The sequence below is a fragment of the Williamsia limnetica genome, assembly GCF_003217475.1.
Taxonomy (GTDB): Bacteria; Actinomycetota; Actinomycetes; order Mycobacteriales; family Mycobacteriaceae; genus Williamsia; species Williamsia limnetica.
This window is the reverse complement of record NZ_QJSP01000006.1, coordinates 147,850-159,375: the sequence shown is the minus strand read 5'-3', so window position 1 is coordinate 159,375 and position 11,526 is coordinate 147,850. Positions and strand designations below refer to the sequence as shown.

General features: G+C 63.9%; 12 protein-coding genes. 4 read left to right on the top strand and 8 right to left on the bottom strand.

Annotation, left to right across the window (positions count from 1 at the left end; genetic code table 11):
• The first annotated feature begins 30 nt into the window (after positions 1 to 30).
• Positions 31 to 714: a TetR family transcriptional regulator gene (locus DFR67_RS11740; RefSeq protein ID WP_110469711.1), complete on the top strand. Its 684-nt coding sequence runs from the start codon at positions 31 to 33 to the stop codon at positions 712 to 714.
• A gap of 741 nt (positions 715 to 1,455) precedes the next feature.
• A complete protein-coding gene (locus DFR67_RS11730) occupies positions 1,456 to 1,746 on the top strand; it encodes a hypothetical protein (protein ID WP_110469709.1) in 291 nt (96 codons plus the stop codon).
• Positions 1,747 to 1,780: 34 nt separating this feature from the next.
• Here DFR67_RS11730 and DFR67_RS11725 read toward each other — a convergent pair whose 3' ends face one another.
• Complete coding sequence (locus DFR67_RS11725; protein ID WP_110469708.1) at positions 1,781 to 2,416, bottom strand: isochorismatase family protein; 636 nt, start codon at positions 2,414 to 2,416, stop codon at positions 1,781 to 1,783.
• A 140-nt stretch (positions 2,417 to 2,556) separates the two neighbouring features.
• Between DFR67_RS11725 and DFR67_RS11720 the strand changes: the two genes are divergently transcribed.
• Entirely contained in the window at positions 2,557 to 3,531 is a 975-nt protein-coding gene (locus DFR67_RS11720; protein WP_110469707.1) for a GlxA family transcriptional regulator, read from the top strand.
• Between the two features lie 52 nt (positions 3,532 to 3,583).
• Here the strand turns inward: DFR67_RS11720 and DFR67_RS11715 are convergent, their stop codons facing one another.
• The 7 genes from DFR67_RS11715 to DFR67_RS11680 all read right to left on the bottom strand — a co-directional run bounded on the left by DFR67_RS11715 (position 3,584) and on the right by DFR67_RS11680 (position 10,436).
• On the bottom strand, positions 3,584 to 3,868 hold the full coding sequence (locus DFR67_RS11715; RefSeq protein WP_146240429.1) for a hypothetical protein: 285 nt from the start codon (positions 3,866 to 3,868) through the stop codon (positions 3,584 to 3,586).
• A 172-nt stretch (positions 3,869 to 4,040) separates the two neighbouring features.
• A complete protein-coding gene (gene katG / locus DFR67_RS11710) occupies positions 4,041 to 6,263 on the bottom strand; it encodes a catalase/peroxidase HPI (protein ID WP_110469705.1) in 2,223 nt (740 codons plus the stop codon).
• 47 nt (positions 6,264 to 6,310) lie between these two features.
• Positions 6,311 to 6,742, bottom strand: coding sequence for a Fur family transcriptional regulator (locus DFR67_RS11705; RefSeq protein ID WP_110469704.1), 432 nt, complete (start codon positions 6,740 to 6,742; stop codon positions 6,311 to 6,313).
• Between the two features lie 160 nt (positions 6,743 to 6,902).
• Positions 6,903 to 7,115, bottom strand: coding sequence for a hypothetical protein (locus tag DFR67_RS11700; protein ID WP_110469703.1), 213 nt, complete (start codon positions 7,113 to 7,115; stop codon positions 6,903 to 6,905).
• Positions 7,116 to 7,177: 62 nt separating this feature from the next.
• Entirely contained in the window at positions 7,178 to 7,465 is a 288-nt protein-coding gene (locus DFR67_RS11695) for a hypothetical protein (protein ID WP_110469702.1), read from the bottom strand.
• A 284-nt stretch (positions 7,466 to 7,749) separates the two neighbouring features.
• Positions 7,750 to 9,561: a glycosyltransferase family 2 protein gene (locus tag DFR67_RS31110; protein WP_245937893.1), complete on the bottom strand. Its 1,812-nt coding sequence runs from the start codon at positions 9,559 to 9,561 to the stop codon at positions 7,750 to 7,752.
• Entirely contained in the window at positions 9,558 to 10,436 is an 879-nt protein-coding gene (locus DFR67_RS11680) for a polysaccharide pyruvyl transferase family protein (RefSeq protein WP_110469701.1), read from the bottom strand. Before DFR67_RS11680 ends, DFR67_RS31110 begins: the two co-directional genes overlap by 4 nt.
• A gap of 135 nt (positions 10,437 to 10,571) precedes the next feature.
• Here DFR67_RS11680 and DFR67_RS11675 point away from each other — a divergent pair, with 135 nt between their 5' ends.
• Positions 10,572 to 11,522, top strand: a complete 951-nt coding sequence (locus tag DFR67_RS11675) for a glycosyltransferase (RefSeq protein WP_211325039.1) — start codon at positions 10,572 to 10,574, stop codon at positions 11,520 to 11,522.
• Positions 11,523 to 11,526: the final 4 nt, after the last annotated feature.

Genomic DNA, 11,526 nt, shown 5'->3' with positions numbered 1-11,526 from the left:
AGGTCGTCAACCCCCTAGGAGGCAGCGCTCGTGGTCAACAAAGAACCCACCGTTCGCCGTCCGCGAGGAGTCCGAGCCGGCCTCGACAGAGACCAGATCATCGCAGCGGCCAAGACGCTTGATCCTGCGGCTGTCACGATGCAGGCCGTTGCCGGAGTTCTGGGTGTCGACCGAAAGGCCGTCAATCATCATGTCAGTGACCGAGAAACACTGCTCGGCCTCGTCGCGATGGACGCCTTCGCGGAAAGCTTTTCCGAAGTCCGGTTCGCCACCCGGAGCCACTGGCAGGAGGCTTGCCGCACCTACGCAATGGGATTCGCGGAGGCCGTGATCGCCGTCGGACCACTTGCCGATCATCTGCAACTGGGCAACCCATTCGTGACGACCATGCTCGAGGCTTCCGAAGTCATCGTCCGCAAGCTGATCGAGGCAGGCGCTGATGACGAGACCGCCCTTCGGGGCCTCGTGCTGCTGACGAACATCTGCCTGGCCCACGCCAGGGATGTGATCGCGATTGCAACCACCGATGTACCGCCGCGTCCGGAGTTGCTCCGCAGAGCGATGTCTGGGCACTCCCCCGAGATACCCCTGCTCGCCCGAATTGCCGAACTGAAGGTCGATACCTACGACAAGGCCCAGCTGGAGTTGTCGATCGACGTCTTCATCGCGGGCTTCAGCAGACGACTTACCGATGGTGACTCGCCCCGCACGTGACCGTGACCTAAGGACCAGTGGTGTTGCCGCCCAGCCCATCTGGGCGGCAACACCGTGCGCTTTTCACACTATGGAGTTGTCAAGGTTGCATGCGCGGTCCCGGAGTGAGCGGGTGCGACTGGGCCGAAAGTCTGTAGAGATCAATCAGAGTCGTTCAGTAAGACGATTCAGGCGGCGAGCGTCATGGTTCTTCGGTTGTAGGCCGGTAGCGGTCGCTGCTGTGGGTCCATCTCGACCGGCGGAATCAACCACGGGTGCCCATCGGATCCCATCACGTCCCCCTGCGCTTTATTGTTCGCTCGCGACCCCCTCGCGTCCGTTCGATCAACTACGGCCAATACTAGTGCTTCGAACACATGTTCACAACCGTACGAATGAATGACTTTCGCTGGTGCGCAACCAATTACGCAACTCTATGAGCGAATAGATCGACAACACAGCACCTTCGGCGCCAGGATATCAGCACCCTCGGACAACGGGCTTGGCGCCGATCGACGGCCAACCCTGCCGACAACAAAAGCACACCGTCCAGTCAAAGGCACCTGTTGCAACATGTGCTTATGACTGAACGGTGTGCTTGTGTCGACTGGTGGATGCGAAAGTCAGGCGTCCCTTGCACCCACCCTGTCGACAACGGCACGATCGATCGAAACAAGAGCCCGGTCAACGGTTTTTACGGCACGCTCGGCGGCAGCATAGGCACGCTCGACCGGGCGCTTCCGCTTCTGGCAACCTGGAGTCATGTCGGATGGCCCCGAGCACACAGCAGATGGACGCTACATCGTGGTGAAAGGGCGCCGTTGGCGCGCGACCGATCCCGCGATTCCCGAAGATCGCAGCGCTGAACTCAGGTCCATCCTCATGGCGTGGCGCCGAGAGGTCCGACGAACGGAAGGTGCACCGCAGTCACGCGCGGGCGTGCAGGCGGCGAAGGTTGCGCTCGGTGAGCGCGGCACCCCGTGGTGGGAGCAGACCGACGAAGAACGGCGCGCTCGCTGGGAGACCGACGTCGCCCGGCCCGAGTCGCCGTGATGGCGACTCTCCCCTTGGTTACAGCAACCGACGTTCAGCCAACCGCCACCGAGCGGCCTTCCATAGCGGATACGACCAAGTTGCTCTTCGGCAACTCCGTTTCGCCCCGGACTGCGTCAGACCACTGCGACGTGGTGGCGACCGCTGCGAAGTTCGATTGCAGCAGAACCATCAACGTCGAGTGGAGCGTCTCGGCGGATACGTTGCCGGCTTCGTTCGCGAGGTGTATCGCTCCGCTGGCGTCAGAGAGGATTTCTGCCGCGAAGCCCAGACCCTCGGCTTCGACAGCTGTTGCCAGGTCACAGTTGTTCGTCATGAAACCGGCAATCGTGATGGTGTCGATGTTGTTCTCGCGCAGCCATTCTGCGACGTCTGTACCGGCGAAAACACTGCCATAGACCTTGTGGACGCGCTTGGAGGCCGGATCGACACCCGCCTCGATGTCGGGGTGCAGGGACCAGCCTTTCGAGCCTTCGACGAACACGGGGGCTCCCTCTGGCATCTGGTGCTGAACGACGACCACCGGCACATCGTTCTCGCGGGCCACCGAGATCGCCTTCACCGTGTTGGCGAGCGACTCCTCACGCGGTGGGTACTGGATTTCCAGAGGCCCCTCGAAGTACTCCTGCTGGATGTCTACGACGATCAACGCACGGCGGGGTGCAGTCATTGTTCACTCCTCAAACTGGGATCGGACTCGGTCTCGCGCCTTGGACCGGCGCGTTCCCTTTGATTGTTGTGCAGGACCGGTTGCGCCGACAGTGGCATGAATGCATACTTTCGATGAGATCGGGCCAACCGGAAGAAGTCATGCGCATAGCCATCTACGCTTTCGACGGCATCACCATGTTCCATCTCGCCGCACCGATGATGGTGTTCGGAGAGGTGGGACGGCTCGAGTTGGCCGCCGACTGGGAGACCCGGCTGTGGTCCGATCATCCAGGTTCTGTCCGAACCGTCGAGGGATATCCGGTCGGCGAAGTGGCCGGTCCGGAAGCGGTTGACTGGGCTGACATCGTCGTGATCCCGTCCTGGCCGATTCCCCTACCTCCGGTCAGCGAGTCACTGCGCGAACACATCTCGGCCGCACATGGCCGCGGCGCGACCATCGCCGGACTGTGCCTCGGTGCGTTCGCCGTCGCAGATACCGGGCTCCTCGACGACCGCTCGGCAGTGACCCACTGGGAGATGATGCCGCAGCTCGCCGAACGTCGTCCGGGCATGACGTCGGACGAATCCGTCTTGTACATCGACCACGGGGACGTGCTGACCTCCGCAGGCACCGTATCCGCGATCGACGCCTGCCTTCACCTCGTCCGCAAGCATCTCGGTTCGGCCGCCGCGACACGGGTGGCACGCAGCCTGGTCATTGCGCCACACCGCGATGGCGGACAAGCCCAGTACATCGAGCGCCCGCTCGCCCGCGCCGCCACAGACACCGCCATCTCCAGAGTTCAGGAGTGGGCCTTGAGCCGTTTGAACGAACCGCTCACGGTCGACAGACTCGCCTCCGAGGCAAAGATGAGCAGGCGAAGCTTCGTGCGCCAGTTCCGGAACGCCACCGCAACAACTCCGGCTCGGTGGATTCTCGAGCAGCGACTCAACTCGGCGCGCGTGATCTTGGAAACGACGGACTGGAGCGTCGACGAGATCGCGACCGCCTGCGGCTTCGGAAGTGCCGTGACCCTCCGGCAGAACTTCATGACGGCGTATTCCACCACCCCGACGGCGTACCGGCGACAGTTCGCAGTAGTCCCCGGCACGGCCGCGGCCCCACCAGCTTGAACCAATTTTTTGCGCGATGGGCGATACTGTTGCGCTCCCGGGCCAGATCGATTCAGACGATGGCGCGCCGCGACAGCGAGCGGGCCGTGATCACCGTCCCTGCGGCGAAGGCCACGATCACCGCCAACAAGACGACGAAAACAACGGCCTTGGTGCCGGCTGCGCTGGTGGAGTTCATCGTGGTGTCCACGAGCACGAGCAGCGCGAACACCGCGACGAGCGCCTGGAGGACACACGCGAGCACCAACAGCGCGTAACGCCCACCGGACGTCGGAACCCTGCCCGCCGCCTGCGCCGCGGCCAATCGCTCGGCCCTGCCCGGTGTTCCGTCCGCCATGTTCCGTTCCTGCCGCTCGCCGGTGATCCGCCGCACCCATCCTCCCATCACGCAGGGGCGACGACGCCTAACCAACCGGGTGTGGCAAACCACCGCAAACGACAGCACCCCGCTCACCGATGGTGAGCGGGGTGCCGTTGCGAGCGACGTCAGAGGCGTCGGCCTCGGGGGATCACTTCAGGTCGAAGCGATCGTTGTTCGCAACCTTGACCCATGCCGCGACGAAGTCGTCGACGAACTTCTTGTCCGTGTCGGCCTGCGCGTACAGCTCGGTCAACGCGCGCAGCTGTGAATGCGATCCGAAGACCAGATCGTTGGCCGTGGCGGTCCACTTGACGTCACCGGTCTTGCGATCGGTACCGACGTAGACGTTCTCCTCGGACTCCGACGACTTCCAGACGGTGTCGGCGTCGAGCACATTGACGAAGAAGTCATTCGTCAGCGTGCCCGGCCGATCTGTGAACACGCCGTGCTTGTTGCCGCCGTGGTTGGCGCCCAGGGCACGCAACCCGCCGATGAGCACGGTGAGTTCCGGGGCGGTCAGACCCAGCAGGTACGAGCGCTCGAGGAGCAACACCTCCAGAGGCGTCTTCTCGCCGTCACGTGCGTAGTTGCGGAAGCCATCGGCACGCGGTTCGAGCACCTTGAACGAGTCGACATCCGTGCTCTCCTGGGTCGCGTCGGTGCGGCCCGGAACGAACGGCACGGTGACGTCATGTCCGGCGTCCTTCGCCGCCTTCTCTACCGCTGCAGCTCCGGCGAGCACGATCAGGTCGGCCAGCGATACCTTCTTGCTGCCGCCGTTGAAGTCCTGCTGGATCTGTTCGAGGACAGGCAAGACCTTGGCCAGCTCAGCAGGCTCGTTGATGTCCCAATCCTTCTGCGGCTCGAGACGAATACGTGCACCGTTGGCGCCGCCACGCTTATCGGTGCTGCGGAAGCTGCCCGCCGACGACCATGCGGTCCCGACCAGCTGCGCCACCGAGAGTCCCGAATCCAGCACCTTTGCCTTGAGAGAGGTGATGTCCGCGTCGTCGATCAACTCACCCTCGACGGCCGGCACCGGGTCCTGCCACAGCTGCGGCTCGGGAACCCACGGGCCGAGATAGCGGGTGATCGGTCCCATGTCGCGGTGCAGCAGCTTGTACCACGCCTTGGCGAACGCCTCCTCCAGTTGGCCTGGGTTGTCGAGCCAGCGGCGCGTGATCTCGCCGTAGATCGGGTCTTCGCGGAGTGCGACGTCGGTGACGAGCATGGTGGGTGCGCGTCCTGGGCCACCGAATGGGTCCGGGATCGTCCCCGCCCCGGCGCCGTTGGCAGCAACGAATTGCCACGCACCGGCCGGGCTCTTGGTCAGTTCCCATTCGTACCCGTACAGGTTTTCCAGAAAACCGTTGCCCCACTGGGTCGGTGTCGAGGTCCAGACAACTTCGAGTCCGCTGGTGACGGTGTCCTCGGCGTTGCCCTTGCCGTACCCGTTCTTCCAGCCGAGACCCTGTTGTTCGATCGGCGCGCCTTCGGGCTCGGGCCCGATCTGGTCGGCGGGGTGTGCCCCATGGGTCTTGCCGAAGCTGTGGCCCCCGATGATCAGTGCGGCAGTCTCCTCGTCGTCCATCGCCATCCGGCCGAAGGTCTCGCGGATATCGCGGGCCGCGGCCACGGGATCGGGTTTTCCTTCCGGGCCTTCAGGATTGACGTAGATCAGACCCATCGTGGTCGCGCCGAGCTGCTCTGCGAGCTCGCGCTCACCCGAGTAGCGCTTGTCGGTACCCAACCACTCGTCTTCGGGGCCCCAGAAGACCTCTTCGGGCTCCCACGTATCCGCACGACCGAATCCGAAGCCGAACGTCTGGAAACCCATCGAGTCCAGCGCGGTGTTGCCGGCCAGGACGAGAAGGTCGGCCCAGGAGATCTTGTTGCCGTACTTCTGCTTGACCGGCCACAGCAGCCGCCGGGCCTTGTCCAGGTTGGCGTTGTCCGGCCAGCTGTTCAGCGGCGCGAATCGCTGGGCGCCCTGGCCGGCACCACCACGGCCATCGAAGATCCGGTAGGTACCAGCGGCATGCCAGCTGAGCCGGATGAACAGGCCACCGTAGTTGCCGTAATCGGCCGGCCACCAGTCCTTCGAGTCGGTCAGGACTGCTGCCACATCTGCTTTGAGAGCTTCCACGTCGAGCTTGGCGAACTCAGCCGGGTAGTCGAAATCGTCCCCGAAGGGGTTCGACTTCGACGTGTGCGCATGCAGTATCGACAGGTCGATCTGCTCCGGCCACCAGTCCTTGTTGGTCAGCGGCGCATGTGCTTTCGGCTTGGGAGACGGGATCGCGGGATTTTCGCTCTCGCTGGCACTGCGCGTACCGGCATCAGAGTTGGGCGGGCGGCTATCAGAGGTCACAGCGTTCCTTTCGGGTTGGTGAATTGGGCTGTGATCACGGGCTGTGATCAAATTCGGGATGTACTCGCGCAGCCGGGACACAGGCCCCAGTAGATGACTTCGGCCTCGTCCAGTACGAAGCCATGAGAATCGGAGGCAGTCAGGCAAGGGGCCTCGCCGACCGCGCAATCCGCGTCTGCGATCACGCCACAGCCTCGACAGACAACGTGGTGATGGTTGTCGCCCACTCGGGACTCGTACAATGCAACGTGACCTGCGGGCTGGATCCGCCGGACGAGCTGCGCTGCAGTCAGGGCATCGAGGACGTCATAGACCGCCTGCCGCGACACATGCGGGAGCACCGCCCGCACAGCGCCGAAGATGGTGTCGGTGTCGGCGTGCGGGTAATCGTTGACGGCGTCCATCACGGCAATCCGGGGACGGGTCACCCGGAGCGACGCAGAGCGAAGACGTTCTGCGTTCTCGGGGTTCGAGGTCATACCCAACGATAAACAGAAGGCACGGCCGTTGTCAGCAGTTTTCTTGAATCAGTCAAAAGAACAAATCCAGACGAACCGCTGAACAGTCGTGCCGATCAGTCACGGGTGCAGGCGCCGAATCCGTCCGAAAGCCCCCCCCCCCCACACCCGGTAGGCCCGGTCAGCGACTGACCAGTTTGAAGAGGGTGCTGTCCTCGCCGTCCGACTTTTCTTGCTGGTAGAGGAAGGCGAGCGACGACTCGTCGAACTTGCTGAACCAGGCGTCCCAGTCGATGTGCTCGAGGGTGTCTTCACCGGCGCCGCCCGGAAGATCGATCCGCAGTATGCCAGGCTCACGTGACAAACGACCATGGCCCATCGACACAACTGCCATATCTCACCGCTGTCCGATCGATCATCGAGCCGCGGTCCGGTTGCGCTGCAGCCAATTTCGCTCTACAACATAGCGGCAGCCAGGCCCACCGCACAGATGGCGATGATCGAACACAGGATCGCTGTCACGAGGCCACCGAGCATCAGGCCAAGCACCAACGTAACTGCGCCCATCCCCACTGCGAGCGTGCACGCGAACACGGCATCAGAGTTCGCGTCTGCACCGTAATCACCCAAAGCCGTGGGCAATTCCGCCCGGTCAGGTCCGCTGGCGGACCCCACGATTCTTTGCGTGGCGATCACCGGATAGCCGGAATCGTCCCGTACGCCCAATTGATAGCCTTCAGCCATGATCCACCCCAGAACACGTTGACAGCGCAAGTGATGAGGGCCAGGCACGAACCCGGGTATTTGCAGGTGCCATCCATGGCCGAGAACGGTTCTGGCAACCCGACTCCGTGACATGAGAGCGGAATCTGGGACATGAGAGCGGAATCTGGCGTCCAATCAATGGGACGGATGACCGCAGCAGGCCCGGATACGCTGGGAAGGACCAGGAACGTTCCGATGCGGCTGGGTATGAACCGCAAGGACAGAATAGAACGTGACGCGGGTCGGCGCAAGAGTCGGCAGCCTCAGCCGTCGACGTACCTCCGCGCCTTCGAGTTGCGCTGGTCGGCTTCCAACGAACGCAGCCCCTTCTCGATGGTGCGATCGACTACGCGGCGGTTGCCGACGACCCACGGGGCAGCAGCGACGGCCTCCCCAACCGCGGAGAGGGTGGCGCGATCGAGTGGCGCCGATCCGAGCACAATCGCACTGCGACGCAACGCACTACGGATCGGTCTGCGCAGCCACAATGTCCACAGGGTGTTCCGGATACCCAGTTGACGTCTGCGCTTGGAATCGCGCGCCCGGGAGGGCGCGTGGTGGATCACGACGTCCTCGATCCACACCATCCACCAACCATTCGCTGCCACGTCGAGAGCGAGCAGCTCTTCTTCACCGCCCAACCACATCCGCTCACAGAATCCACCGACCTCGTCGAACACCGACACGCGGATCATCGTCAGACCCGCCATGATGCCCAGCAGCGGCGGCCCCGGTAGCCAGTCAGGGCCCTCGATCGGAGAGTTCCGGAGTTCCGGTGTCAGTGGATCTTCGACCAGTGTGGGCTCCACCAGGCACTTGCCGGTCACCGACCCGACCCCCGGAAAACGATCGAGCACCCCGGCTGCGCGGGTCAACGAGCCGGGCTGCCAGGTGGTGTCGTCGTCGCAGAAGGCGACGTAGGGCGTCTTGGCCTCGGCCACCGCGAGATTTCGCGCGGCTGCGCCGAGGTTCACTTTGCTGCGCAGCAGCTGCACGCCCGGGAACTCGGACTCGACCATGTCCGCGCTGCCGTCTTCAGAGGCGTTGTCCACGAGAATGATCGGCATCGCATCGGGTAGAGCCGTCATGTGCTTGAGAGTGGCTCGCAGTTCATCGATCCTGTTGTGGGTGATCACCACGACCGTCGCCGGCGGCCCCGACCGCTCGGCAGGCGCCGCCACCGCACCACCAACACCCTGATCGTGCCGCTCGAGTAAACCCACCTTGCGATCGACATGATGCGGTAGCACCTCTCGAGCCGCCAACACGCGAGGGATACGCCGCAGGGCTCCCGCCACAGCCCGACGCGCGTCCTGATCGGACCTGGCAGCCGTCGCCACCGCGACTGTCTCCGTGAGGCACCTGCGAAGCGGTCGCCGCATCCAGGTGATCAACAGGTTGTTGCGGGCCTCCAGCGCGCGACGCCAAGCACCCGGCGGGCGTAACGACGATGGCCGGTGCTCGGCGACTACGTCCGCCACGTAGCAGACATCCCACCCTTTGGCCGCGAGATCCATTGACAGTAAGCGCTCTTCGGCGCCGAACCAAAGAAGAGGATTGAAGCCCCCGGCATCCAGATAGGCCCCGACGCGGACCACGGCCGAGCAGGCCAAAAAGCCAAGCACCGACGGCCCTGGCAAGCCTGGGCGCCAGCCGAGCGGACTCCCCTCCAGATCCGCGGTGATCGGGTCCTCCCGGCCGCTGTCGTCGATGCGTGTTCGCGCCACCAGAGCTCCGAGAGTCGGACTCCGGTCCAGGTGCTCTACTGCGCGCGCCAATGCCCCCGGTTCCCACCACGAATCATCATCCGAGAAAGCGACGTACCTGGTCGCCGCGTGCCGTACACCTACCGTGCGAGCGGCGGCGCCTTGGTTGGACTCCAGACACACGACCTCGATGCGATTCTCCTCGCCGTCGAGCTCCGATACGAGCTGCCTGACGTCGAAAGACGAGTTGTTGTCGACGACGATGATCGGGGGCCTCTCTGGCAGGTGCAACAGATGCCGGAGTGTGGTGGTCAGTTCCGCAGCGCGGTCGTGGCTCAGTACCACCACGCTGATATCCGAGCTCGTCATATCGATAACTCCTTGACCAGTTCAGTTGTGGGATCTGCATTCTCGTAGCCAGTCGTGGCCCGCGCCGCCCATCGGCCACGCGGACCCAGGCACCACGTGAGCAGCTCATCGAAACGAGCTCTATCGGACTCGAACTCTCCGGCAGTCAGCGCCGCGGGCCAGTGGGCGATGCGCGCCTGTGCGCTCACCTTTGCTCCGCCGTCCACGGGGTCGATGGCCAGTACCGGCACACCCATCCGCAGTCCGAGCACCAACCCGTGCAGACGGGTGCTCACCACGGCGTCGGCGCGGCTGAGCACTGAACACAACTGTTCCGGAGTGGACGGCGCCGTGGCGTCGCGGGTGTCGAGCCGGGTGTCGACCGGCAGCACAGCAACGTCGCGTTCGGCCAAAGCCTCGAGGATCTGCGCATGCGTCCGCTCGTGTCGCCTGCGGTCACCGTATTCGCCCTGCCCCGGAGCCAGGATCACCGCGACGACCGGCACCCTTCCGAGAGGAGCAAACGTCGCGAGGTCGTGGCGCTCCCGCCCGTCTCCGTCGCGAGCGATCACCCGATCGAACCCGGTGACAGCAGGGTCGTCGGCGTCGATGACCGACACCCCGACCGCGATGCGCACCGCGTCCGGAAAACGGTGATGCAAACTCTCCACCTGCTCCCCGTGGCAGGGTCCGCAGATGAAAACCAGATGCGTGTAATCCTCTGGTGCGACGTCGTCCAGACACAACTCACCCGGCCGAAACACCGGACTCCACGCAGTATCGAAATCTATTGCCTGCTCGGTCAATTCGTTCTCGACACGACGGACTGCGAGGACATCCCCGGCAGTCGCCTCACCGTGGGTGAACGTGGCCCAGCTGACCAGGAGAACCTTCATGGGCTGTCGGGTAGCCGAAAAAGCAACATGCTAAGCGTCGTGTTCGCATGTTTGAAAAGCGTCGTCAACGGGAACAGATTCGGCGTGGTCGAAGTGTCGGGTGCACAACTGCTTCCACCAGCCTTGCGAGTGCTGGTGTGGCATGTGCACGGATCGTGGTCAACGTCCTTCGTTCAGGGAAGACACACCTATCTCATCCCTGTCACCCCGGACCTCGACGAGTGGGGACGGGGGCGGATGGGCCGACCGTGGCCGGCCTCCGCAATCGAGGTACAGGCTGACCAGCTGGCAACGGCGGACATCGATGTGGTGGTCTTGCAGCGCCCCCACGAAATCGAACTGACCGAGCGATGGACCGGTCGCCGACCGGGTAGAGACCTCCCCGCCATCTACGTCGAGCACAACACGCCCCACGAACACGCCGCACGCACCGAACACGTACTGGCCGGACGGTCCGACATCCCACTCGTGCACGTGACGCATTTCAACCGATTGATGTGGGACAACGGACGTTGCCCGACAACGGTTGTGCCCCATGGCGTCGTCGACCCCGGGCCGCAATACACCGGCGAGCTGTCACGCGCGGCGACGATGATCAACGAACCGATCCGGCGGTGGCGTATCACCGGGACGGATCTGCTCCCGGTGTTGTCGAACGCTGCACCCATCGACGTCTTCGGTATCGGTTGCTCCGACCTCGATGATCCCCGCCTACAGACCGGCGGGGAGGTCGTCGGCATCGGCGATCTCGACCTCCACACCCTTCATGCGGAAGTCGCTCGCCGACGTGTCTTCGTCCACACCGCGAGGTGGACGTCGCTCGGCCTCTCTTTGATCGAGGCCATGCACCTGGGTATGCCCGTGGTCGCGGTTGCCTCGACCGAAGCACCGAGGGCGGTGCCCTCAGCAGCCGGCATCGTGTCGGCGGATCCCGAAGTACTGGGGCAGGCGATCGCACGTTTCGCCCACGACCTCACGGATGCACAACTCGCGGGCAAGGCGGCACGCGAGTGGGCCCTGCGCGAATACGGGCTCGGCGCATTCGTATCCCGTTGGGAGGATCTATTGCACGATGTCACCAGGTGACGTC